Raw genomic sequence first — 22,542 nt, 5'->3', positions numbered from 1 at the left:
ATTTTAGTATTCTATAATTGTTAATATATTGAATTCAAATTTATAATTTTTTCCAATCAATTATTCCCAAAATATAAATTACATACTCATTGATAATAATACACGAAATAAAAATTGTCAATAAGACAAATAATAAGGTTACTAATTTGTAACAATGTGTAAATGTAACATAAGAAAATCAAAAAATCTAACTAACGGCAACACAGAAGAATCCGCGGAAGATGCGAACTCCTCTGTGCTTTTCCGTCTTAGCGTTTTACATACCCAAGCGGATTCACCTTAGTGCCATTTTTGATGACTTCAAAATGGCAGTGCGGTCCGGTGGAATTGCCTGTGCTGCCCACTTTTGCAATTGCCTGGCCCTTCGAAACCCGCTGGCCGGAGGATACCAGCAGCTTGCTTGCATGGCCGTAAAGCGTGTGCAGACCCTTTCCATGACTGATTTCAATACAATTGCCATAACCGTTTCTCCAACCGGCCGAAACAACCACTCCGCCGTCTGCGGCAACAATCGTCTTGCCATATGCACTGCCGCCAGAAATATCGATTCCACTGTGGAAACTTCCCCAGCGCCAAGTAAAATAGGTGGTAATGGTGTGGAGGGATGGAACCGGCCACATCAAGCTGCCGGTGCTTTGACCAGGCTCGCTAATGCGCGGGCGTTTTTTGGTACCGGTGACAACCACCTCGTCTACCGACGGAGTAATTACCGTGCGGCTGACAATTTCTCTGCCGGATTCAATACCATTTACATAGGAGACCTTATCCACACACTGCTGAACCCCGTTTACTCCCTCTGTTTTTACCTTGGAATAATCGGTGTATTGAGAATTATCCTGTATGGTAACCGTTTTGTAGGAAAGCGGCACCTGATAGGTAACCGTCTTTACCAGCCGGACGCCAATCGTTGGAACCGCAACTTCAATATTGACAATATCCCCGGGGTGCAAATCGTCCCCAAGCCTGTTGTTATTAATCTTATTCAGTTCCGAAAGCGTCATGTGATGCGCTTTTGCTATGGAAGTTGCCGTATCCCCTTCCTTAACCGTATATACAACCGCCGACTGTGCAGTGCTGTTGAGCATTTTCTTCATAGATTCCGTCGTCATGATGGAAGTCGTCGGGAATAGGCCGTTAATTGTTTCCACGTTTGGAATAAACTCCGCCTGCGCAGACTTGTCGGAACCACGCACACTGTTCAGCAGTTCCTGCAGGAGGAAGCGGAGATCCGCACTGCTTTTTACCGCGCCCATCAATCGGCCGTCCACATAAAGGCCGCTCGCCTCTTCAATAATTCCATTGGACTGCTGGATGATTTTATCACAGACCTCATTAATGGAGGCAAATTCGGAGGAGTCCGCAATGGTGAGCTGGAATTTGGGAGTAAAGTTCATTCCCGTATTTGAATCGGCCGTATCGTGCACCATACGGCCGCTGACCATCTCCGTTGCCTGTTCAAATACCTTTTCATTCTGAATGGTTGCAACAGTTTGTCCATCATAGTTCAAAGTCAGACCGTAATTTAAACTGTTGTAGTGCTGCACCGTAAGCACCAAAAAGGCGATCGCTGCCGCGGGAGCGGCAATGTTAAGAAGCGCAAAGAAAAAACCGCGATGCCGGACAAAGCTTTTTGCGGCCACCCATGCATATTCCCGGGTGGCGCGTAGGAAACCATGCTTTCTTGCCTCTTTAATCCGCTGCCTAGCAATGCAAAATCCCTCTTGAATGGAACGAATCTCTCTTTTCAGGTGGGCCACCTGTTTTCCCAGGGACACTTCATACAGACGGACGAACAGGTCGGTGACCGGATGCAGCAGTTTTCGAATTCTGCGACGGAGCCTTTTTAAGATGCGTACGGACTGTATTCCAACGATATATAAAAAATCATAGCTGCTTCTGCACAATTGAATGAAAAGCTTCTTCAGCTTAGACATTTGCATGAAGCCAAATCCTTTCGCAATATTAAATTGTTACAATTTTGTAATCATCTTTAATATAATAAAACAAAGGTAACAATTTTGCAACCCGTTTGCAAAAAATTAACAAAAAAGAAAAATATGAATCGACAAAATTTGGCTTAATACTGCAGTTTTTCCTCGGTCCACGTGCTAATAATTGGCAGAAATTCTTTGGCTTCCTTTTTGGCTCCTTCCAAATCGTGTTCCAAATAATTGCCGCATTCAGACGCTGTCGTTCCCGGAACAGTGCCCTCAAAATTGGCAATAAACGTAAAGCCTTCCTGAATCATTCGAATCGCATCCGCGGGCTTTACATCACGCAATAGAAAGTAAAAGCCCGTGCGGCATCCCATCGGGCCAAAATAGATCACCTGGTCCTTCCGTTCAGAATTGCGCGCATAAGTAGCAAACAGGTGCTCAATGGTATGAATCGCTGCATTTTCCAAAAAAGGCGGGGTGTTTGGTTTTCTCATTCGAATGTCATATGTAATAATATCACCGTCGATACGGGACGTATAGATTCCCGGCAGCAGTTTATTGTGATCGACGCAAAAACTTGCAATTCGTTCCATTGTAAAAACTCCTTTTATCTAATTGATTGCTATACAATCTAATGCTCATAAATTCGCTGAAAATAAGAGAGAATCTTCCTTTTGTTCCTGTAGGTCCAAATACTCCCTCATTGCGGTTTCACAGGTTTTTTCCCAGTGCAACTGTTATGCATATTTCCTCAGGTTCTTTCCATGCTCAAACAGTAAAATACGATGGCAATATAAAAAATCCGGCCCCTGTCTGCCAATTTAGGCGCTACAGGACTTTTTACGCATGTAAAAAATAAGCAATGAACGCCGGCATAGTAAGCACCTTGGCAAAAAATAAGAGCGCAGTTTAAAACTGTGCTCTTTATTCTAGCATATTATTAAATATTTTTAAAGGACTTTAGATAAAAAGTCCTGCAATCTTGCATTCTTCGGATTGCCGAAAAATTCATCGGGAGCTGCTTCTTCCAGAATCTGCCCTTGATCCATAAACAAAACGCGCGTGGCCACTTCGCGGGCAAACCCCATCTCATGTGTTACAACCACCATCGTCATTCCGTCCTCAGCAAGTTCCTTCATAACCTGAAGAACCTCCCCGACCATTTCAGGGTCCAGCGCACTGGTGGGTTCGTCAAAAAGCATAACATCCGGATTCATAGCAAGCGCACGGACTATTGCGATGCGCTGCTTCTGGCCGCCGGAAAGCTGCGCGGGATACGCCTGTGCCTTGTCAGCAAGGCCGATCCGTTCCAAGAGCTGCATGGCCTGCTGTTCCGCTTCCTGCTGTGTTTTCAGTTTCAGCGTGACCGGCGCAAGGGTAATATTATTCAACACCGTCAGATGCGGAAATAAATTAAAATGTTGAAACACCATGCCCATTTTTTGGCGAAGCTTGTTGATGTCGCAGTCTGGTTTGTTAATCTGCGTGCCCTCAAACCAGATTTCTCCGTCGGTCGGCTGCTCCAGCAGGTTCAAGCAGCGGAGAAAGGTGCTTTTTCCGGAACCGGACGGGCCGATTACGACGACCTTTTCCCCTTTTTCAATCGTCTGATTGATTCCTTTCAGCACCGAAATCTCGCCGTCCATGGTATGAAAGTTTTTTTTCAGATTTTTAACGGTTATCACTCTGATGCAGCCTCCTTTCCAGTTTGCCAAGCAACGTAGTCAATCCCAACACAATCAAAAGATAAATAGCCGCCACGGTCAGAAGCGAAGTATACGGGTCATAGGTAATGCTGCGAATGATATCTCCGCCTTTGGTCAAATCCTGAATCGCAATATAGCCCGCGACGGAGGTTTCCTTCAACAGGGCGATAAATTCATTTCCGATGGCGGGGAGTACATTTTTCAGCGCCTGCGGGAAAACAATCTTAACCATGGTAGCCCTTTGATTTAGCCCAAGGGAACGCCCGGCTTCAATTTGCCCCTTGTCAACGGACTGAATTCCGCTGCGGATAACTTCCGCAACATAGGCACCGGAATTGATGCCGAATGCCAGAATGGCAGCGACCACCTTGTCAACATTGGCAGACTGCAGAACGACAAACCACATGATCAAAAGCTGCACTACCACAGGTGTACCGCGGATTACCGCGAGGTAAACGCTCGCAATTGCATTTAAAATCCGCAGCTTTTTCGGGTTGTTCTGATGCGAAACCTTAATCAGCGCAATCAGTGTGCCAAGAACGATTCCGATTAAAACGGCAAAAAACGTAATCAGCAAAGTGTTGCCCAGACCAATCACAATGTTTTTGTAGCGCGACTTTTCAATAAAGGAATCGTAGAATTTCTGGGGAAATTCAGAAAAATAGGACAGCGGCAGCGCTGCCATAAGCATATTCATAAAATGCCTCCTGTTAAAACTGCAAAAGCAGGGCGGCGGATTTCTCCGCCTACCCTGCCAATTACGATCAGATGCGGAAACTTAGGCACCCAAAGCTGCCTTGTACTTCTCAATGATTTTATCAAGTTCGCCGCTGGACTTCATATCGCTCAGTACGTTGTTTATGGTATCCAGCATTTCTTTGTCGCCTTTTTTGACGGCAATGGCATACTTTTCTACCGTTAGGGCATCATTGAGTTTTACCAGCTTATCGGAATTCTTCTCTACAAATTTAGTTGCCGGGAAGCTGTCGATGACAACAGCGTCAATCTTTCCGTTCATCAAATCGGCAACCGCGTCAACTCCCTTGTTGTAGCGTTCCACCGAGCTAACCTTAATATCATTCTTACCGTCTTCATTGGTGCAGTAAGTGTCGCCCGTAGTTCCCTGCTGAACGCCTACTTTCTTGCCATTGAGATCGGAAGGCAATTTAATGGGGCTGTCTTTTGTGACAATAATAGCCTGTGATGCATAAAAATAGGTATCAGAAAAATCCACATTCTTCTGTCTGTCTTCCGTAACCGACATACCCGCCGCTACAAAATTGGATTTTCCGGAATTCAATTCGGTAATCAGAGTATCAAAGGCAATATCATTGACTTTCAGCTGAACGCCAAGCTTATCCGCAACTTTCTGGGCAATTTCAACATCGATTCCCGTAACTTTGTCGCCGTCCTTATACTCAAACGGCTCAAATTCTGCATTTGTGGACATGGTAATATATCCGTCCGCTTTAATTTTATCAATAGTTGTAGATGCCGCCGCGCTGCTAGCGCCGGATGAAGCAGCCGTTGTGCCGGCAGAAGAACACGCGCCCATGGAAACCGCCATAGCAACTGCAAGGACAATCGCTGCGAGTTTCGAACCTTTTTTCATAATCATTACCCTCCGTCATATTTGAATAAACTGCATATCTCTTTGGAATGTTTGTATTATAACGCATATTTATGCATAAATCAAGCGATTTATTGAATATTCATTCATTATTATGCAATTAATTCGTTTCTTTCGGTTTTTTATTCATGCTTTTGTACAGATTGAATACCACAGCATGATAAAAGGCTTTTCATATCATTTGGCAGCTCGCAAAAAAGGCACATTGATTCTCCGAAATACGGGTGCTCAAACGAAACCATGCCGCAGTGCAGTGCCTGACGAAGAATCAGGTTGGTCGTGCCCCCATACATATCATCCCCCGCCAGCGGATGCCCCATACTGGACAAATGCACCCGAATTTGATGCGTGCGACCGGTTTCCAACCGCAGTCTTAAAAAGCTGTGTCCTGAGCCGCAGCCCAGGGAATACCAGTGTGTCACCGCCCGCTCTCCATTTTGAGAGACCTCGCGCTGAATGGCGTGACCTTCTTTTCGGTCTATTGGACGGTCGATGGTTCCTTCCCCATTCAGTTCCCCTTCACAGATCGCAAAATAATCCTTTTGAATCTTTCCCGCCAGCTTTGCTGCAGCAAAAGAATTTTTAGCCAGCACCACAATGCCGCTGGTGTCTTTATCCAATCGATAAATTGGGCGAAATCCGACCGGAACTTCCTGCCCGCGATAATAAGCGGACACCGCGTTTGCCAGACTGTCCCGGTCATGCCCGGGAGAAGGGTACATCGGCATAAACGCCGGTTTATTCACAATGAGCACGTCGTCATCTTCATACCGAATGTCAAGCGGAGCATCCACCGGCTCGATTTGTTTTTGATCGTCCGGCAGCAGAATACGGACAACATCGCCGGGTTCCAGGATTTCTGTCACAATGGCATGTCGGCCGTTTCGCGTAATTCCCATCGATTCCTTTTTCAGGCGAACCATAAGCCGAGCGGAAACACCGCAGCAGTTTCGCAGAAAACTTTTCAAACTGATTCCGGAATAACCTTCCGGCACGGAGAAGGTGAGCTCCCTCATATGGACCTCCAATAAACATAAAACAGCGGCGGTAAAACGCCGCCGCTGCAAACTTTCATGATTTGACCAGCTAATAAGTTAGTTATTTTACTTCAACCGTCCAACCAAAGGTATCTTTAATTTTACCCCACTGGATACCGGTCAAAGTATCGTAAAGGCGCTGCGAAATCGGGCCAATCTTCCCGTTGTTGATCTCCATGATATCATCGCCCCACTTTAAGTGGCCGATTGGAGAGATAACCGCCGCCGTGCCGGTACCGAAAGCCTCTTTCAATCTGCCGTTTTTTGCAGCATCCGCAAGTTCGTCGATGGAAATCCTGCGTTCCGATACTTTCATGCCCCAGGACTTCAACAGCTCAATGGAAGACATACGGGTAATGCCGGGGAGGATGGAACCCTGCAGTTCCGGCGTTACTACTTCATCGTCAATCACGAAGAAGACATTCATGGTGCCGACTTCTTCAATGTATTTGCGTTCCACACCGTCCAGCCAAAGGACCTGCGTGTAGTTCTGCTTTTCGGCCTCATCCTGTGCTTTCAGGGAAGCTGCGTAATTGCCCGCCGTTTTGGTGTAGCCCATACCGCCCCTTACCGCACGGACATAATTTTTTTCCACATAAATTTTTACCGGATTCAGGCCTTCCGGATAATACGCACCCACCGGGGAGCAAAGAACAATAAAAAGCAGGTGGCTTGCCGGGTGCACGCCAATGTGCGGGTCCACGCCGATAATAAACGGACGAATATAAAGAGAGGTTCCTTCTCCGGACGGAATCCAGTCCCTTTCAATGGAAACAAGCTTTTCAATAGCATGTTTAGCAAATTCTTCATCAATCAGTGGAATGCAAAGCCGGTCATTGGAGGAATTCAGCCGAGCCATATTTTTTTCCGGGCGAAACAGAAGAATTCTTCCGTCCACCGCACGGTAAGCTTTCATTCCCTCAAACACAGACTGTCCATAATGGAGGCACATGGCCGCAGGAGACAGCTCAATCGGGCCAAACGGGACGATTCTGGCATCGTGCCAGCCCTCTCCCTTATCATAGTTCATCAAGAACATATGATCCGTAAAAATCGTACCAAATCCAAGTTTTGTCGAGTCGGTCGGCTTCTGCTTCGGGTGTTCCGTCAACTGCACTTTAATTTCCTGCACTTCAAAGGCCTTCTTTCTTTCGTTTATCAAATATTATAGCATTGCTTCCCAATAAATTCAAGATTTTAACACGGTAAAGTGAATTGAGTTAATCCAATTTTTTACACAGCCATTACACCGGATTGTTTCGCAGCCCCTTGGGATAATGATTTTTCATTCGGCCGCCGGAACACTTTCCAAAGCCGGTCATTACCCCGTCCACCGCAACACCCGCGTAACCACGAAGGGAAGGTTCCACTGAGAGTTCTTCCCCTCTCAGGAAAGCCGCAAGTTGCGGCGAATCATGGGAAAAGGCTACAACTGTATTCAGCTGGGAAGGCGCCGCCGCCATAAACAGAGCATGCGCAGGTTCCACCCGGTTCTTTTTCGCTTCCCCCAGTAAAACGCCCGCCCGGATGACACCTAGATTTTTTAATTCCGGCAAAACATCGGGCAGCAATAAATACAGATTGCCAACCGGTTCAATCCGCCTGGCCGGTTTTTCCTTGAAAATTTCCATGTAAAGTTCCTGCGCGGAGCTTAATTTTTCGGTATTCCTTTGTTCATACTCCGGAACCATGCACGGGTTTGGCGAACACCGCCGCATTGCCGCAACAAAATGGCCTTCTCCCCCATCCATAGGATAAATCCGCCGGGCCTTGGGCAGCGTGGCCGGTCTGCCAAATGTTACGCCGCAGTCTATAAGCTGAAAATCTTCATGGGATGCCAGAAATTTTGTAACAACGCCTTCATTTTCCTCCGGCGAAAACGTACAGGTTGAATAAACCAGAACACCATTCTCTTTTATAGCCTTTGAAGCGCTGTCCAAAATCGCCAGCTGACGAACCGAACACGCCTCCACATGTTCGGGACTCCATTCCTGCACTGCCTGCTCGTCGCGCCGAAACATGCCTTCTCCGGAACAAGGAGCATCCACCAAAACCCGGTCAAAATATCCGGCCAAAGCGGTACATAGGTTATCGGGATGGCAGGAAGACACCACCGCGTTGGAAACACCGCAGCGTTCCAAATTGGATAGCAGAATGTTGGCCCGGCTGCGGACCACCTCATTGGACCAAAGTAAGCCCTGTCCTTTTAAAAGCGAAGCAATTTGAGTGGATTTTCCTCCCGGTGCAGCGCACAAATCCAGAATCCGTTCGCCGGGCTGAGGGTTCAGTACGGTAACTGCAGAAGCAGCCGAGGGCTCCTGTGAATAGAAAGCACCCGCGTGATGCAGCGGAAGAGTCCCGATTTTTCCGGCCTCCTGCGGAAGATAAAAGGAAAGAGGAGAAAACGGAGCCGGATTAATGGGAAATGGAAGTCCCGACTTCAGAGTTTCAAGGCTGCACTTCAGCGGGTTTAACCGGATTCCCCGGAAATGCGGTTTTTCATACGCCTCAATAAAATTCGGATATTCTTCCCGCAGCATATCCCGCATTCTGTTTTGAAATTCCAGAGGCTGTAAAATCATTCCAATATATCCCCTTATCCGATTGTATATTTCCAATTTCCAGGCAAATAATATGGGCAAAGGAGGTGAAAGCCATGAATAAGCAGCCCAACTCCAACAATAACGAAAGTTCATACAACAGTTCGAACAATTCGAACCATACCGGCGGTACCAGCTCCACCCGCACAACAGGCGGTACAAGCTCTACGCGCACCGGTACAGGGACCAGCTCCACCGGTACCTCATCGAATAACAACAACCCAACCAGTACGACCCGTACGACGGGCACTAGCTCCAACTGCAGAGACAACTGAATATTTTCAAGAAAACAGGCGGTTTTGTAGCAGATACAAGACCGCCTGTTTCTATTTCTTCTTAATGCATTTCAGCAGTTCTTTCAAAGTCTTGTCATCAGGTTGGACTTCTCGGAATCCTTCTCCGGAAATCTCGCCTGCATCGCCAACAATCATGAAAGCTTCGTCATCATGCGAACGAACAATTTCTTTTACTTTGATCACTTCATAGCGCCGGACCGCGCAAAGAAGCACTTCCCCGTCCCGTCCGCTGTATGCGCCCCGGGATTTCAGGATGGTAACGCCGCGGTCGACATCCGTTAGAATGTCCTTCGCAATTTCATCGTTCTTTGCCGACATGATAAACAGAATCTTTCCTGTTCCAATATCCGTGCCGTAAAGTACGGTATCAATAATCCGGGTGGACACGAAAATATCAATTCCGGCATACAAGGCGCTTTCAATACTTTGATATACCCATGCAGACACCAGTATCACCGCAAGATCGACACCAAACATTAATTTCCCAATGGAAATATGGTGAAAACGCCGGTTCATTAGCCGGGCAATCAAATCCGTTCCGCCCGTTGTTCCGCCGCGGATAAAAACGAGCGAAAGCCCCAGTCCTTCCAAAACGCCGCCAAAAATCGCAGCCAACATTTGATTGCCGTGATACGCCGGAATAAACCGATACGCAACGTCTACTGCGACGGAAAATAAAACCGTGGCAATCATGGTTTTTCCAACCAGCTGATATCCGATTTCTACAATCGCCCAGATAAAAATCGGAATATTTAAAATCAGGCTGAACATACCGATCGGCCAGCCGGTCAAATGGTTTACCATAATGCTGACACCGGTAACTCCGCCCGGAGCAATTTTATTCGGAGATGTAAACGCATTCACCGAAACGGCAAAAATCATGCTTCCGGCGACCATGCAAATGGCGTCTTTCAAGATTTCTTCCGATTTACTTCCCTGTTTGCTGAAAGTCATACAACATACACCTCGATCAGGATTCCCCACAAATCAGCTGAAACAATTCGCGAAGACGGTCAATTCTTCCCGACAGATAAAGATATCCAAACAAAGCCTCAAATCCGGTAGCAGCATGGTAATCCGCCGGGTTTGAATTTTTAGGCAAATGATTTGTATGTGCGTTCCTGCCTCTTTTCAGAATTTCTGTTTCTTCTTCCGTTAAAGAGGACGCGATTGTTTTCAGCGACTGAGCCTGAGCACTGCAGCACACCTGTGCAACCGATTTTTTATGCAGAGCATTTACTGGGCAGTTGCCCGCGCAGACCAGTCGTTCCCGCACAAAGAGTTCAAAAACACAATCCCCAACAAAAGCCAGCGTCAGCGGGCTTAACAACCTGGGGTCGCATTCTCCGTTAAACAAACGTTCCAACCAAACACTCCTGTCCCAGCCGTATGGCGGCTGTATCTTACTACGGGTTTTCCTGCTCCTGTTTACCAAGTAAAGCGTTCCGTTTGTTTTAACTGAAATTATGCCGACCATAATAAAACAGTTTGAAGCATAGCAGAAATTTCCATAATTCTACTGTAAAAATTCATCGGCCTTTCTTATTGATAAGCAGGGGTTCTACCCGTTCATCATTCCACAAAATCGAATTCAATTTCATAGATGCTGACCGTATCGCCTTCTTGAATTCCGGCTTCCCGCAATGCGTCAATCACGCCAGAACTAATCAGGACACGCTGGAAATACTGAACCGATTCATAATCATCAAAATTGATGGAACGAATCAGCTGCAGCAGCCATTCACCTTCCACAACAAAAACGCCATCCTGATTGGTAACTTTCACTTCCTGACGACCAACCTCTTCCGCCGGGACAACCGGCGCCGCTTCCGGCTCAAACCGCTTAACCGGCGGAAGTTTGCTCAGCATTTCCGCAATTCGGTTCAAAAGAGGATCCACCTGATAACGGATCGCCGCCATAATTGGGAAGAACTCATACCCCTGTTCTTCTACAAATTTCTTAAAATCAGCAATTTGCTCCTCGGTGGCAAGATCGCATTTGTTACCAGCCACAAGCATGGGGCGCTGTGCCAAATCTGCATTGAACTTCTTCAATTCTTGATTGATAATGTGAAAATCCTCTTTCGGATCTCTTCCCTCGCTTCCGGAAACATCAACAATATGAACCAGCATCCGGCAGCGTTCCACGTGACGTAAAAATTGGAATCCAAGGCCGACCCCTTCGCCCGCACCTTCTATCAGGCCGGGAATATCTGCCACAACAAAGGAATTGCCTTCACCCAAACGTACTACACCCAACACTGGCGTAATCGTCGTGAAGTGGTAATTCGCAATGGTAGGCTTGGCCTCACTGATAACCGAAACAAGCGTCGATTTCCCCACGTTCGGGTAACCGACCAAACCGACATCCGCGAGAAGCTTTAGTTCCAACTGAAGTTCGAACGATTCCCCGGGCATACCAGGTTTTGCAAAACGAGGCGCCTGTCGGGTTGGCGTAGCAAAATGCGAATTTCCCCATCCGCCGTTGCCGCCCCTGGCTATCAACTGCGGTTCATCGGTAGACAAATCCGCCAGCAACCTGCCGGTTTCGGCATCTTTGACCAAAGTTCCGCGCGGTACGCGGATAATGAGATCCTCTCCCCGTTTGCCGGAGCTGCGGCTGGCGCCGCCGCGGTTGCCGTTGGGAGCGACATATTTACGTTTGTAGCGAAAGTCAGCCAAAGTGGAAAGGTTGTCATCCACCTGAAAATAGATATTTCCGCCGCGGCCGCCGTCGCCGCCATCCGGCCCGCCGGCCGCCACATATTTTTCACGATGGAACGAAACCGCACCATCGCCGCCGTCGCCCGCCTTGACCATTATTTTAGCACTATCAATAAACATACTGATTTATACCGCCGTTTCCTGTCGTACTTTAGTTATGCTTCGGACTGATTCACACTGCAATTACGTCGCTGTTTTCACCCTGACCGGGCATTCCCTTAATGAAACGCAAGACAATGGAACACCTCAGTTTAAACCTGCGGCCACCGCAGGCGGGAAGCCCACCACTTCGTCATTGTTAGAAGTCAAATCAGCCGAACGTGATTTAATTATTATACCACAATTTTCCCGGAAAACCAAAACAAAAACCCGGGCTTTTCGCCCGGGTTTTTATTTCGGAAATTTTACTGTTCTGCGTAAACGCTGACCTTCTTGCGGTCACGTCCAACACGTTCAAACTTCACTTTGCCGTTAACCAGAGCAAACAGCGTATCGTCCGAACCGATGCCAACATTCTCACCGGGATGGATATGTGTTCCGCGCTGCTTTACCAGGATGTTACCGGCCAGAACAAACTGACCATCGGCACGTTTCACACCAAGGCGCTTAGATTCAGAATCACGGCCGTTCTTAGTGGAGCCCATTCCCTTTTTATGAGCAAACAGCTGAATATTTATCTTTAACATTCTTTACACCTCCGTATAACTTACAATAATATTTTGGGGATACTGCTCTTCAAGCCCCTGTAAATGAAGCTTAAATCCTTCCAAAATGCTGCGGCAGTTTTTAAGCTGCCCGGACGCTACACGTACCAGCATGTACCCGTCCTCCACGGCTACTTCGGCATCTGCCCGTATCACTTCCGTTACAGTATTGGCAACCAGATACGCTGCAGAGGAAACCGCCGCGCATAGGATATCCTGCCCTGCTTCGCCATTATGACCGGTCACACAAAACCCGGAAAGTTCGCCGTCAGCCTGAATAAAAAACTCCGCACGAATCATAGCGAATTACTTGTTCGCACGAATTACGCTTTCACCGCGGTAATCTGAACCTTGGTGTAGGGCTGTCTGTGACCCATCTTGCGCTTTTCATTCTTTTTAGGTTTGTAAGTGAAGACTGTAATTTTCTTTGCTTTTCCGTTCTTCAGAACTTTACCTGTGACGGTAGCGCCCTCCACATAAGGAGTGCCAACTTTCAGTCCGTCGTCGCCGCAGACTGCCACCACTTTAAAATTGACTTCGGAATTTTCTTCCGCTGCAAGCTTTTCGATAAAAATGACATCGTCATTCTGTACCTTATACTGCTTGCCGCCTGTTTCAATCACTGCAAACATGGTTAAAAGGTCCTGCCTTTTCTTTAATCTCGCTACTATCGGGCGGGTTACCCGCTTGAAAGCCCGTAATAAGCGGCTTATCAATAATATCATAAGGAAACAAATTTGTCAAGAAATGAACGGAAAAACCAACGTTTTAAAGATATTGGAAAATCCTCCTTATTTTTCTCTGGAGGCAAGCTGTTTTGCAAGATTCACAAGCGATTCAGCCTTTGGGCCAAAGCAGGACAGGGCTGACACCGCCGTTTCCGTCAGTTCCTCCACCTTTACCCGTGCGTTTTCCAGACCAAGAAGAGAAACATAGGTACTCTTGCTGTTTTCAGTATCACTGCCAACCGGCTTTCCCAACGTCTGCGTATCGCTGGTGACATCCAGGATATCGTCTACGATTTGAAACGCCAGACCGATTGCATTCGCATAACGCTCGGCGGCTGTAAGCTGCCCCGCATCCGCGCCGCCAACAATGCAGCCCATTTGGGCAGCCGCACGAATCAGCGCACCGGTTTTGCATTCATCCATAACTTTTAGCGTTTCCAGTGTAACGGTTTTCCCCTCGCTCTTCAGGTCAATTACCTGACCGCCCACCATTCCGTAGGCTCCGGCGGCTCTGGCCAATACCCCGGCGGCCTTTGCGGCACGTTCCGCACCCGCCAGCGCGATGGCCCGATCGGAAAGCATGGTTTCAAACGCCATGGTTAACAGGGCGTCCCCCGCAAGAAGCGCCATGTCTTCCCCGTACACCTTATGGTTGGACGGGCGCCCACGGCGAAGATCATCGTTATCCATGCACGGCAAGTCGTCGTGAATCAGCGAATACGTATGCACCATTTCCACGGCACACGCAAACGGAAGCGCCGTCCGGGTGTCTCCGCCGCATAAACGGCAGAATTCCAGAACCAGCATCGGGCGAATCCGTTTTCCGCCCGCAAGAAGACTGTAACGCATGGACTGAATCAATTCCGCCTGCCGCAGTTCCTGCTCCGGCAGCAATGCTTTCAGTTCACGCTCTACCAATTCCAAATCGTTCGGTTCCATTTATTCACCCTGTTCTTTCTTCACAGATGTTTCTTCCAAGTCCGTAATCTGCTTGATTTTCTGTTCCGCACTTTGTAATTTCCCATAGCAATGAGCAGCAAGTGAGGAACCCTCTTCAAACAATTTCAGTGAAGTTTCCAGCGATTCTTCCCCGCTTTCCAGTCTGTTCACAATTTCCTCCAGCCGTTTCATGGCTGTTTCGAACGTCATATTCCGATTCATTCTGATGGCCATCCTTTCGCAGTTTGAAAGCTCTGTTTCCTTAAACGGTTTCCTCTCTGCCGTTAACCGTGCAGTTCAGCTTTCCGTCTTTCATCCGCACTGTGACCGATTCACCAATTTTAATTTTCTGAACGCTTGACACCGGGGCCTTGTCCCGATTATAAACAATGGAATATCCTCTGGACAAGGTAGCCAGTGGGCTTAACGCATTTAGACGGCCGCCGGCAGAAGCAAGCTCTTCCTTGGCTGTGCCGACCTTCCGTTCCACCGCCGCGGAAAGGCGGGTCATCATCCGGTCAATTTTGATTTTCTGCAATGCAATCCATTCCTGCGGTCTGCGAAAAGCAGAAGCAGCAGTTACGTCGTTCAGCTGTTGGCGCAGAGCATCCAGCTTGGAATGCATGCTTTTTGACAACCGAAAAGCATCGTAACTCACCATAGCTAGGAGTTCTTCCCGGTCAGGCACCGCAAGCTCCGCCGCCGCGGAAGGCGTGGGAGCACGAAGATCGGCAACAAAATCGCAGATGGTAAAATCTGTTTCGTGCCCAACTGCCGAAATAACCGGAATTTTGGAAGCAGCGACCGCGCGGGCTACGGACTCCTCATTGAAAGGCCATAAATCTTCCAGCGAACCCCCGCCCCGGCCAAGGATGATCACATCCGCACAGGATAGGCGGTTAAACCGTTTCAGCGCATTAATAATTTGTGGTGCCGCGCCGGAGCCCTGAACCAGCACGGGACACAGAATTACTTGTGCCAAAGGATAACGCCGCGCCAAAATCGTGGTAATATCGTGTACCGCCGCGCCGGTTGGAGAAGTAATCACCCCAATTCGTTCTGGGAACGCCGGCAGGGCTTTTTTCCGGTCTGCGGAGAAAAGGCCCTCCTTTTCCAGCTTGGTCTTCAGCTGTTCAAACGCAAGGTTAAGTGCTCCGATTCCATCCGGCTGCATGTCTTCCACATACAGCTGGTACTGACCGGTCGCTTCGTATATGCTTACCCGCCCGCGAACCAAAACCTTCATGCCGTCCTGCGGAAGAAAACGAATGCGGCGCGCATTCTGGGCAAACATTACCGCCCGAATAACACTGCGTTCATCTTTCAGCGAAAAATAAAAATGTCCTGATTTATAATGATTGGTAAAATTAGAAATTTCCCCGCTCAAAAAAACATGATTCAGGTGTTCGTCCCCGTCAAGCAGAGATTTTAAATACGTATTTAACTGCGTTACACTAAGTACGACAGGAGCCTGCAGCAAGAAATTCGCCTCCTTCTGTTCCGGTAAATCACTATGCCGATGGCCGACTGATCCATTCAAGCAATCATAATATTTTCCGCAAGAGCGGTCAGCACAGCAATTCCGGCGGCATTGTCGGCAGAAAACTCCGGAGCAGCAAAATAAGCGCCGTATTTTTCGGTCAGTGCATTCCGAATGATGCTGTTCGACATGACCCCTCCCGCAAAAACCAACGGAAGCGTTCCATACTGCTTGAGCAATGCGTCTGCCATTGCATCCAGTGCCGCCTGAACCGACTTCAGGCAGTAAGCTGCAATGTCTTCTTTCGGCTTTCCAGCACGCAGCATGGCGCTGCATTGGTTCTCAATTCCCGAAAGTGAGCAGTCCATGCCCTTCATAGAAGGCCGGATGGAAAATTTCGCGGTGGATTTCAGCGCAAGCTGCTCCAGTTCCCGCCCCGCAGGGAAAGCAAGGCCAAGCATAACCCCCACACGGTCAACTGCCTGTCCACCTTTCAGGTCTAGGGAACGTGCAACCAACTGAACCTGAAAAATCTTTTGCCGGTCCGGCGTAACCAGAACCGCTTCGGTCGTGCCGCCGGAAACATGAAACGCGAGAAATTTTTGCTCCATTAAATTCAGCTTTCCCGCCGAATAGAGCGCCGCGGCAATATGACCGGCCTGATGGGAAAAGAAGTGAACCGGTATGCCAAGCGTGCGGGAGATTGCCCTTGCGGTACCCGTTCCCACGGTAAAACACGGCATATAAGAGCCTTCTGCGTCACGTGGGCGATCGGAAGCACCCACCGCACAGAGCGACGGTTTCTGTTCCAGCAGCGTTTCCAGCACCTGAGGCAGCTGCTGCACGTGGTGAAAAACCGCATCGCTTTGTCGGAGCCCTACTTCTCCTTTTTTGACAGGAAGCAGCATTTTTTGCTGCTTCACTTCGCCGCCCCGGTAAAGGGCGGAAGATGTTGTATAATTACTGGTGTCGATTCCAAGTACTTCAGCCATGAATTAAGTCATCCTTTCCCACGGCCGGGTGGCCAAACCCCTTGGGAAAGCCGTTATTCCACGGCGGGTTCGGATTTTTCCCCGGCATTTTTCGCCACCGTGCCAAGAACCCCGTTTACAAACGGAGCGTCATCCGCACCGCCGTATTTCTTTGCCAGGTCAATCGCTTCGTTGATGGAAACGCTGACCGGGATGTCTTCTTCAAACAGTATTTCGTAAATTGCCATGCGCAGAAGAGCAAGCGACACTTTGGAAAGCCGGTTCATTTTCCAGCCCCGAATCGACTTCTGGATGAGAGCGTCAATCTGCTCTTCTTCCTTTTCTGCGCCGGACGCAATTCGTTCTGCAAACTCATCAATTCGGATGTCGCTGCACGTTTCAGCCGCATCAATAATTTCATCTGTTGTGTAATGGTTGATGCTCCGTTCAAAAATCAGGATAAATGCCTGTTCCCTCGCTTCGCGTCTTTTCATGATTCCCTCCACGCGGGCTGAACCCGCTGCTTTTTCCACGTCCCTGTTTACGGGGCAAATTTTAACCGCGTTTGCTCAGCGCAGCATTTCACAGCAATTTCATATTGCTGATAAACATGCCTGCCCATTCTGATTTTTCACCAATATTCCCACAAAAAATCAGAAAGATGAAAAAACCCTCCAGCAAATGTGGAGGGTTAAAGTTTGAAAAACATTAAAATATGTTTTCCCGATTCTGTTTTCAAACGTCCACGGGTTTATTATACCACAGACCGGAAAAGATTCCAATAGGTTCAAGGGCCCGGAAGGCAAAAGGGAATCAGACAAAGTTAATTTTAATTTTATCGTAGCTGATACCGGACTGGCCGGAAACAATGTCTTTAATCACAATGGCGGATTTTTGGTCGGCATCCTTCGATTTCACCACTACGCTGCACTCGCCGTTCTGAATAAACACCAGACAATCGGAAAAGCCCTTGGCCTTAATCAGGGTTTCAATATTGTTTTCCTGAATGGAATTCTGCGCGATCGCGGCGGCCTTGTCAACTGCTTCTTTTTTCGCGGCTTCCCCTGTGTTGGAGTCATTAATAATTTTTTCTACCATGTCAACAGCACTGTCCCGCACCTGCTTGCGAGAAAGCTGGGCCTGGGTGAAGTACGTATCCGCACTTGTCTGAACAGCCGACGACGCGGACGACGACGCAGATTTCGGATTGCCGGAAACCGCCGACCCTTCCACAAGCTGCGCTTCCCCTAACGTTCTGGTGGATGAAGAAGTCGCCGCCACATCCGTTGCAAGCGTAGTATTATTTCCGTAAAATTGCCAGTTTAAATACACTGCTGCACCAAGTGCGACGATCAAGGCCGCAAGTACGAGCTGACGCTTTCCCATATTCATAGTTATAGTTTCCCCCTGTTTCAAATTATTTCGCTTTTATCACGCACACGCGCGCGGAAGAAATATCCAGCGCGGTTGTTACGGCATTGATGACATCTCCTTGTACGGCAGGATTATCCCCGCCGTCGCACACCACAACCACACCCTTTACAATGGGCTGAACCTCTGTCACGGCCAGCGCTTTCTGCGAGCCATCCGCATCTTTTATAATCGTGTATTTCTTTTCCGAACTGCCATTGGTTTGGTTTCTTGCTGTGGAGCCGTTGGATTTGTCTTCGGTAGACTGATTACTTGTTTTCTCTTCCGTTGCATAAACATATTGCATGTCACGTTCCATGGTTACCATGACCTTTGCGGAGCCGACGCCCCGTATTCCTGTTATAATGCTCGTCAGCTTTGTTTCCATCTGCGAAGCATACTGGTCGGCCGTAACCGTTGGCTTGGAAGAAGCCGCTTTTGCCTCTGCATTATTATTGTTTTTAAAAAATCCGGAGAGAAAAATCAGGGCGATTGCAATAACACAGCATACTACAATGATCGTCCGATATTGATCGTTGCTCGCCAGCTTATCAAAAAGCGTATTTTTTTCTTTCCTGCCTTTTTCATCCATTGGCGGCTACCTCCATTTTCAGTCCCGTTACTTTTTTCAGATGCTCGGCCGCGGCATCGCGGTAAGCCCCGTATCCTTTCGCAAGCGTTACAATCACTTTGTTAATTGATATGCTGCCATCTTCCCGAGTATCCATAAACACAGAAACATTTTCACATTTTATGTTCATTTGACTCAATTCCGATATGACCAGATTTCGTATGCTTTGCTGGGCGGCATCTGTCATCTGACGGTTTACGGTATTCTGCAGCCGGTCGTCCGTCTGGCTTGGAAAACTCTGCTGAACATCAAAATTGATTTCGGGGATAATGGAAGTAATCGGCTGGATCATGACGCAGATCACAAAGGCACCGATTAAAAAGCGGATCATCCGTTCCATGGAGCCGTTCGGAACCAGATTGTGCAGCATGGACGCAGCAAGCACCGCCAGGCAAATTGCAAGGGACCACGCTTTTACCGCATTCATGTCGTTCCCCCCATAATGAGAATGACCACAGTAGATACAATTAGCAGCGCCATGCAGCAAAACGTAATGGCAAGCATTGTTTCCAGAACCGCGGCCGACGCCTTTAAGACCGATGAAATTTCCTTCTGGTCAAAGACATCACTGATTCCGGAACAGATATGCATCATAATTACCCACGAAATACACTGAATCAGAAGCGGCAGAAAAATAAAAATGCCGGCAAGAAGACCGAATGCGCCAACCCCGGATTTGAGCATTTTCAAACAAGCCCCAATGCTCTGCACCGCATCGCCCAGCGCGCTGCCAACAATCGGGACGGAATTGCTGACCACAAACTTTGCCGCCTTTGCCGTGGCACTGTCCGCGGAAGCGGCAACCACACTGTGAATGGTGAGAAGTCCAGAAAATACAGTCATACAAAATCCAATGGTCCACTTCACCACCTTATGAAAGGCGGCACACAATCCCCCCAGGCCGATTCCCGGTGAAACAGCGGATACCACAGAAAAAGCTAAAAAAATGTTCATCAGTGGAACCAGTATGTTGGAGGAAAGAAGCGAAATTCCGTTTCCCGCCGCCATCATCAGCAGGTTGTAGGAATTGGCAGATACCGGCTGTCCGGCGGCTATCATAATGCCGACCAAAACCGGAACGCAGGCAAGCAGAAAATCGGCTGCCGCGTGAATAATGTTCGCCGCATTGTGAATGCAGGACACAATCGGCTGGATAACGACGGTACAGACACAGAGTGTTCCCACCAACCCGATTACGCTGCTTACCGGCCTGTCCCCAAAGGATAGTTTCATTCCGTTCAGCAATGCGCAGATCAGCATCATGGCAATTACGGCAATGGCTGCCCGAACCGGTTCCTGCAAATTGCCGCCAACCATAGTAAAAACCTGCTGAAACAGGCTTTGCGGGGACAGCGATGTAATTTCATTCCAGTCTGCCCCGCTTACGCCCAGTTGCTCCAGCGAACTGCGGGTGTCATCCGGCAGTTTGTCCGTCAGGTCCGCGGCCCCGCTCTCCTGATACTGTTCGCTGTAATAGTTAAATTGGGGATCCGCGGCAAACGCCGTTACTGGCGTGAAAAACAGAAAAACAGATACGATAAAACAGCTGAAGAATATTTTTAATACTCTCATAATTTATGTACCAACTAGTCCGGTTAACGTTTTCGCAATGCTTTCAAACAGCGGCAGCGACATTACCACAATGGCAAGTTTTCCGGCAAGTTCCACTTTAGAGGCAAGCGCGCTTTCTCCCGAATCCCTGCAGGAATCCGCCGCAAACTGGGTCAAAAAGCAAATGCCCAGTGCCTTCAGCAGAATCAGAAGGTACTCTGCGGAAATGCCGGCACTTAAAATCAGCGTGTTAATCTGCTGAATAACCGGAAAAACATTTGCAAAGATTTCCAGAAGAATAATGATTCCCGCTGCGATGCTGATCAGGATGGCGTATTCCTGATGATAGCGCTTGATCATTGCTGCCATAACCGCGGCGATAATTGCGATCCCGGCGATTCCAATGATGTTCATGGCCTACAACCCAAAAAGAGACTTTATCGTTTTAAAAAGCGTGTCAATTTGCTGGATAATCATCATAAGCACAACGATCAGCCCGGCTAAATTGGTCATCATTGCCTGATCTTCACGCCCGGAACGAACCAACAGCTGATTCAGAACCGCCACAATGATTCCAATCGCGGCAATTTTGAAAATAAAATCGACATCCATTTCTGTGGTCATCCTTTCGCAGATATCGGTTTGAAAATTTTGTTTTCAAACTTCCGTCCTCTATTTGAACTTTCCGGGTTTTTATCCGGGCACTTCAAAACGGGACTTTTTCCCGTCAGCACAGCACCAAAGCCGCCGCCAGACCGCCGAAAACGCCCAAAGTCAAATACAGCTTGGACTTTTTTTCTTTTTCGTCCCGTGCGTTTTTCAGGCGTTCCCCAATCAGTTCCGTATACAGTTCGCAATGTGAAATCTGCCCCTCCACATCACTTGCACCAAAGCCCTCCCCAAAGCTGCGCAAAAGGTCAATATCCCCCGGCAGAAAACTTTTTTCCTTTGCAGCTGCATTCACACTGTCCTGCCAGGCCACGGTAAATGGCATTCCACCGGAACAACCGGAGGCACAGCGCTTTAGAAATTGCAGCTCTCCGCCGTGACGCTGCACAATCTGCTCCACCGGCAGGGCAGCGAATCGGATTTCCGTTTGGGCACGGGAAAGGAACCGGAGAAACGCTTCCAGTTGATCCACCCGTACCGCCAGCCTACGCGACTCCATAATACCGGCGAGCGTTCCCGCCGCAATCAGCATCAGTGCGCCGATAAGCTTCAGCAAGCAAATCACCTGCCTTATAAACGCCAAGAATCGTTCCGGGGTGTTCGTGGCCGTCCAGAATCGCTACATTGCCAAACGCCCCCGTTTCCAAAAGCGCAACGGCCTGTCTTCTGCGGATGAACTCCTCAATACTGCCCGCATGGATACTGGAAATGATACTCACACCCGCGTTTAGTCCCTGTTCTACAGCCCTCACTTCGTCGCTGGTTCCTAGCTCGTCACAGATTATGTACTCCGGGGAAAGCGAGCGCACCGCCTGCAGAATTCCCTGCGCCTTTGGGTAGCCGTCCAGAACATCGCTGCACACGCCAAGGTCGTTCTGCGGAATTCCCATGTAAGTCCCGGCCAGTTCCCCGCGCTCGTCCACCACTGTTACCTTTTTAATATTTCCACAGATTCCGCTGGATAACTGACGGGCAATATCCCGAAGTATCGTCGTTTTTCCACTAGCCGGTGCACCTGCCAGCAAAAGTCCGGACGAAAGATTATGGTGCAGGCACTCTATAATGCCGTCCGCCGCACCGGGGATTTCACGGGCAATCCGAACATTAACAGAGGAAATATCACGCATCCCTGTGATTTCCCCTTCTTTGCACACCGCTGTTCCGCTGATCCCAACCCTGTGGCCGCCGGCCAGTGTCACATAGCCATTGCGGATTTCATTCTGATGGCTATAAATCGAGTAGCTGCAGATAGTATGAAAGCTTTCCTCCAGATCTTCTTTTTCTGCCATAAGCATATCGTTTCCGGGGCGGCAGCTGATTCCGCCCCGATTGGTTACAAAGTAAATTCCCCCGGTGCAGCAAACGGAAACCGGTCTGTTGATGCGCAAACGAAGCTCCTGCGTTTGTTCTTTTACACCGTCCGGAATCTGTTTAACTACCTTCCGGATTCGTTCGCACAGCGCACCCGCCGCAGAATCAAACCGGAGACTATTTTTCTTTTCCATCGTCTTGTCCCTCCTTACATCACA

The 22,542-nt window shown here is 48.5% G+C and carries 28 protein-coding genes; 1 reads left to right on the top strand and 27 read right to left on the bottom strand.

Features of this window, described 5'->3' with window-relative positions:
* Positions 1–248 precede the first annotated feature (248 nt).
* The 8 genes from ACSVDI_RS08215 to ACSVDI_RS08180 form a co-directional block, all read right to left on the bottom strand.
* Positions 249–1,934, bottom strand: a complete 1,686-nt coding sequence (locus ACSVDI_RS08215; protein WP_457942062.1) for a peptidoglycan DD-metalloendopeptidase family protein — start codon at positions 1,932–1,934, stop codon at positions 249–251.
* A gap of 143 nt (positions 1,935–2,077) precedes the next feature.
* Complete coding sequence (locus ACSVDI_RS08210) at positions 2,078–2,530, bottom strand: S-ribosylhomocysteine lyase (RefSeq protein ID WP_457942060.1); 453 nt, start codon at positions 2,528–2,530, stop codon at positions 2,078–2,080.
* 357 nt (positions 2,531–2,887) lie between these two features.
* Positions 2,888–3,622, bottom strand: coding sequence for an amino acid ABC transporter ATP-binding protein (locus tag ACSVDI_RS08205; RefSeq protein WP_457942058.1), 735 nt, complete (start codon positions 3,620–3,622; stop codon positions 2,888–2,890).
* The gene (locus ACSVDI_RS08200; protein ID WP_457942056.1) at positions 3,609–4,340 is read right to left on the bottom strand and encodes an amino acid ABC transporter permease; all 732 of its coding nucleotides are present in this window, start codon (positions 4,338–4,340) and stop codon (positions 3,609–3,611) included. Before ACSVDI_RS08200 ends, ACSVDI_RS08205 begins: the two co-directional genes overlap by 14 nt.
* Before the next feature lie 81 nt (positions 4,341–4,421).
* The gene (locus tag ACSVDI_RS08195) at positions 4,422–5,255 is read right to left on the bottom strand and encodes a transporter substrate-binding domain-containing protein (RefSeq protein ID WP_457942055.1); all 834 of its coding nucleotides are present in this window, start codon (positions 5,253–5,255) and stop codon (positions 4,422–4,424) included.
* A gap of 140 nt (positions 5,256–5,395) precedes the next feature.
* On the bottom strand, positions 5,396–6,289 hold the full coding sequence (locus ACSVDI_RS08190; protein ID WP_457942053.1) for an RluA family pseudouridine synthase: 894 nt from the start codon (positions 6,287–6,289) through the stop codon (positions 5,396–5,398).
* 82 nt (positions 6,290–6,371) lie between these two features.
* Positions 6,372–7,442, bottom strand: a complete 1,071-nt coding sequence (locus ACSVDI_RS08185) for a branched-chain amino acid aminotransferase (RefSeq protein WP_457942051.1) — start codon at positions 7,440–7,442, stop codon at positions 6,372–6,374.
* A 112-nt stretch (positions 7,443–7,554) separates the two neighbouring features.
* On the bottom strand, positions 7,555–8,892 hold the full coding sequence (locus tag ACSVDI_RS08180; RefSeq protein WP_457942049.1) for an RsmB/NOP family class I SAM-dependent RNA methyltransferase: 1,338 nt from the start codon (positions 8,890–8,892) through the stop codon (positions 7,555–7,557).
* Between the two features lie 74 nt (positions 8,893–8,966).
* Between ACSVDI_RS08180 and ACSVDI_RS08175 the strand changes: the two genes are divergently transcribed.
* Complete coding sequence (locus ACSVDI_RS08175; protein ID WP_457942047.1) at positions 8,967–9,185, top strand: hypothetical protein; 219 nt, start codon at positions 8,967–8,969, stop codon at positions 9,183–9,185.
* Between the two features lie 51 nt (positions 9,186–9,236).
* Here ACSVDI_RS08175 and ACSVDI_RS08170 read toward each other — a convergent pair whose 3' ends face one another.
* The 19 genes from ACSVDI_RS08170 to ACSVDI_RS08080 form a co-directional block, all read right to left on the bottom strand.
* Positions 9,237–10,160: a YitT family protein gene (locus ACSVDI_RS08170; protein ID WP_457942045.1), complete on the bottom strand. Its 924-nt coding sequence runs from the start codon at positions 10,158–10,160 to the stop codon at positions 9,237–9,239.
* A 16-nt stretch (positions 10,161–10,176) separates the two neighbouring features.
* Positions 10,177–10,572: a Mini-ribonuclease 3 gene (locus ACSVDI_RS08165; protein WP_457942043.1), complete on the bottom strand. Its 396-nt coding sequence runs from the start codon at positions 10,570–10,572 to the stop codon at positions 10,177–10,179.
* A 206-nt stretch (positions 10,573–10,778) separates the two neighbouring features.
* Complete coding sequence (obgE, locus tag ACSVDI_RS08160) at positions 10,779–12,050, bottom strand: GTPase ObgE (RefSeq protein ID WP_457942041.1); 1,272 nt, start codon at positions 12,048–12,050, stop codon at positions 10,779–10,781.
* 284 nt (positions 12,051–12,334) lie between these two features.
* Positions 12,335–12,616, bottom strand: coding sequence for a 50S ribosomal protein L27 (rpmA, locus tag ACSVDI_RS08155; RefSeq protein WP_457942040.1), 282 nt, complete (start codon positions 12,614–12,616; stop codon positions 12,335–12,337).
* 3 nt (positions 12,617–12,619) lie between these two features.
* Complete coding sequence (locus ACSVDI_RS08150) at positions 12,620–12,934, bottom strand: ribosomal-processing cysteine protease Prp (RefSeq protein ID WP_457942039.1); 315 nt, start codon at positions 12,932–12,934, stop codon at positions 12,620–12,622.
* A gap of 23 nt (positions 12,935–12,957) precedes the next feature.
* The gene (gene rplU / locus ACSVDI_RS08145; RefSeq protein ID WP_457942038.1) at positions 12,958–13,266 is read right to left on the bottom strand and encodes a 50S ribosomal protein L21; all 309 of its coding nucleotides are present in this window, start codon (positions 13,264–13,266) and stop codon (positions 12,958–12,960) included.
* 159 nt (positions 13,267–13,425) lie between these two features.
* Positions 13,426–14,301, bottom strand: a complete 876-nt coding sequence (locus tag ACSVDI_RS08140) for a polyprenyl synthetase family protein (RefSeq protein ID WP_457942037.1) — start codon at positions 14,299–14,301, stop codon at positions 13,426–13,428.
* Positions 14,302–14,523: an exodeoxyribonuclease VII small subunit gene (locus tag ACSVDI_RS08135; protein WP_457942036.1), complete on the bottom strand. Its 222-nt coding sequence runs from the start codon at positions 14,521–14,523 to the stop codon at positions 14,302–14,304. It lies immediately after the preceding gene.
* Positions 14,524–14,563: 40 nt separating this feature from the next.
* Complete coding sequence (xseA, locus tag ACSVDI_RS08130; protein ID WP_457942034.1) at positions 14,564–15,781, bottom strand: exodeoxyribonuclease VII large subunit; 1,218 nt, start codon at positions 15,779–15,781, stop codon at positions 14,564–14,566.
* 56 nt (positions 15,782–15,837) lie between these two features.
* Complete coding sequence (locus ACSVDI_RS08125) at positions 15,838–16,773, bottom strand: Kae1-like domain-containing protein (RefSeq protein WP_457942033.1); 936 nt, start codon at positions 16,771–16,773, stop codon at positions 15,838–15,840.
* A gap of 53 nt (positions 16,774–16,826) precedes the next feature.
* Complete coding sequence (gene nusB / locus ACSVDI_RS08120; protein ID WP_457942032.1) at positions 16,827–17,246, bottom strand: transcription antitermination factor NusB; 420 nt, start codon at positions 17,244–17,246, stop codon at positions 16,827–16,829.
* Between the two features lie 319 nt (positions 17,247–17,565).
* Positions 17,566–18,144 (bottom strand): SpoIIIAH-like family protein, encoded by a 579-nt coding sequence (locus tag ACSVDI_RS08115; protein ID WP_457942030.1) that lies wholly within the window; start codon positions 18,142–18,144, stop codon positions 17,566–17,568.
* Positions 18,145–18,169: 25 nt separating this feature from the next.
* Positions 18,170–18,754: a stage III sporulation protein AG gene (locus tag ACSVDI_RS08110; RefSeq protein WP_457942029.1), complete on the bottom strand. Its 585-nt coding sequence runs from the start codon at positions 18,752–18,754 to the stop codon at positions 18,170–18,172.
* Complete coding sequence (locus ACSVDI_RS08105) at positions 18,747–19,220, bottom strand: stage III sporulation protein AF (RefSeq protein ID WP_457942027.1); 474 nt, start codon at positions 19,218–19,220, stop codon at positions 18,747–18,749. Before ACSVDI_RS08105 ends, ACSVDI_RS08110 begins: the two co-directional genes overlap by 8 nt.
* Positions 19,217–20,365 (bottom strand): stage III sporulation protein AE, encoded by a 1,149-nt coding sequence (locus ACSVDI_RS08100; RefSeq protein ID WP_457942025.1) that lies wholly within the window; start codon positions 20,363–20,365, stop codon positions 19,217–19,219. The genes ACSVDI_RS08105 and ACSVDI_RS08100 overlap by 4 nt, the downstream gene beginning before the upstream one ends.
* Before the next feature lie 3 nt (positions 20,366–20,368).
* Complete coding sequence (locus tag ACSVDI_RS08095) at positions 20,369–20,758, bottom strand: SpoIIIAC/SpoIIIAD family protein (protein ID WP_457942024.1); 390 nt, start codon at positions 20,756–20,758, stop codon at positions 20,369–20,371.
* Positions 20,759–20,761: 3 nt separating this feature from the next.
* Positions 20,762–20,956, bottom strand: a complete 195-nt coding sequence (spoIIIAC, locus tag ACSVDI_RS08090; protein ID WP_457942023.1) for a stage III sporulation protein AC — start codon at positions 20,954–20,956, stop codon at positions 20,762–20,764.
* A gap of 115 nt (positions 20,957–21,071) precedes the next feature.
* Entirely contained in the window at positions 21,072–21,569 is a 498-nt protein-coding gene (locus ACSVDI_RS08085; protein WP_457942022.1) for a stage III sporulation protein AB, read from the bottom strand.
* Positions 21,499–22,518 carry a stage III sporulation protein AA gene (locus ACSVDI_RS08080; RefSeq protein ID WP_457942020.1) on the bottom strand — a complete coding sequence of 340 codons (1,020 nt, stop codon included), beginning with the start codon at positions 22,516–22,518 and terminating at the stop codon, positions 21,499–21,501. Before ACSVDI_RS08080 ends, ACSVDI_RS08085 begins: the two co-directional genes overlap by 71 nt.
* Positions 22,519–22,542 lie beyond the last annotated feature (24 nt).

The organism is Caproiciproducens sp. LBM24188 (assembly GCF_054130445.1).
The sequence above is the reverse complement of the archived record's forward strand: the minus strand, read 5'-3'. Positions and strand labels throughout refer to the sequence as shown.

Bases quoted from the DNA above. Each gene is read 5' to 3' on its own strand.
- ACSVDI_RS08080 (WP_457942020.1), bottom strand. From the start codon at position 22,518: ATGGAAAAGAAAAATAGTCTCCGGTTTGATTCTGCGGCGGGTGCGCTG.
- ACSVDI_RS08095 (WP_457942024.1), bottom strand. From the start codon at position 20,758: ATGAACATCATTGGAATCGCCGGGATCGCAATTATCGCCGCGGTTATG.
- rpmA (WP_457942040.1), bottom strand. From the start codon at position 12,616: ATGTTAAAGATAAATATTCAGCTGTTTGCTCATAAAAAGGGAATGGGC.
- ACSVDI_RS08115 (WP_457942030.1), bottom strand. From the start codon at position 18,144: ATGAATATGGGAAAGCGTCAGCTCGTACTTGCGGCCTTGATCGTCGCA.
- ACSVDI_RS08170 (WP_457942045.1), bottom strand. From the start codon at position 10,160: ATGACTTTCAGCAAACAGGGAAGTAAATCGGAAGAAATCTTGAAAGAC.
- ACSVDI_RS08195 (WP_457942055.1), bottom strand. From the start codon at position 5,255: ATGAAAAAAGGTTCGAAACTCGCAGCGATTGTCCTTGCAGTTGCTATG.
- ACSVDI_RS08125 (WP_457942033.1), bottom strand. From the start codon at position 16,773: ATGGCTGAAGTACTTGGAATCGACACCAGTAATTATACAACATCTTCC.
- ACSVDI_RS08180 (WP_457942049.1), bottom strand. From the start codon at position 8,892: ATGATTTTACAGCCTCTGGAATTTCAAAACAGAATGCGGGATATGCTG.
- ACSVDI_RS08215 (WP_457942062.1), bottom strand. From the start codon at position 1,934: ATGTCTAAGCTGAAGAAGCTTTTCATTCAATTGTGCAGAAGCAGCTAT.
- obgE (WP_457942041.1), bottom strand. From the start codon at position 12,050: ATGTTTATTGATAGTGCTAAAATAATGGTCAAGGCGGGCGACGGCGGC.
- ACSVDI_RS08175 (WP_457942047.1), top strand. From the start codon at position 8,967: ATGAATAAGCAGCCCAACTCCAACAATAACGAAAGTTCATACAACAGT.
- ACSVDI_RS08200 (WP_457942056.1), bottom strand. From the start codon at position 4,340: ATGAATATGCTTATGGCAGCGCTGCCGCTGTCCTATTTTTCTGAATTT.
- ACSVDI_RS08100 (WP_457942025.1), bottom strand. From the start codon at position 20,365: ATGAGAGTATTAAAAATATTCTTCAGCTGTTTTATCGTATCTGTTTTT.
- rplU (WP_457942038.1), bottom strand. From the start codon at position 13,266: ATGTTTGCAGTGATTGAAACAGGCGGCAAGCAGTATAAGGTACAGAAT.
- ACSVDI_RS08150 (WP_457942039.1), bottom strand. From the start codon at position 12,934: ATGATTCGTGCGGAGTTTTTTATTCAGGCTGACGGCGAACTTTCCGGG.
- ACSVDI_RS08140 (WP_457942037.1), bottom strand. From the start codon at position 14,301: ATGGAACCGAACGATTTGGAATTGGTAGAGCGTGAACTGAAAGCATTG.
- ACSVDI_RS08110 (WP_457942029.1), bottom strand. From the start codon at position 18,754: ATGGATGAAAAAGGCAGGAAAGAAAAAAATACGCTTTTTGATAAGCTG.
- ACSVDI_RS08105 (WP_457942027.1), bottom strand. From the start codon at position 19,220: ATGAATGCGGTAAAAGCGTGGTCCCTTGCAATTTGCCTGGCGGTGCTT.
- ACSVDI_RS08210 (WP_457942060.1), bottom strand. From the start codon at position 2,530: ATGGAACGAATTGCAAGTTTTTGCGTCGATCACAATAAACTGCTGCCG.
- ACSVDI_RS08135 (WP_457942036.1), bottom strand. From the start codon at position 14,523: ATGAATCGGAATATGACGTTCGAAACAGCCATGAAACGGCTGGAGGAA.
- nusB (WP_457942032.1), bottom strand. From the start codon at position 17,246: ATGAAAAGACGCGAAGCGAGGGAACAGGCATTTATCCTGATTTTTGAA.
- spoIIIAC (WP_457942023.1), bottom strand. From the start codon at position 20,956: ATGGATGTCGATTTTATTTTCAAAATTGCCGCGATTGGAATCATTGTG.
- ACSVDI_RS08190 (WP_457942053.1), bottom strand. From the start codon at position 6,289: ATGAGGGAGCTCACCTTCTCCGTGCCGGAAGGTTATTCCGGAATCAGT.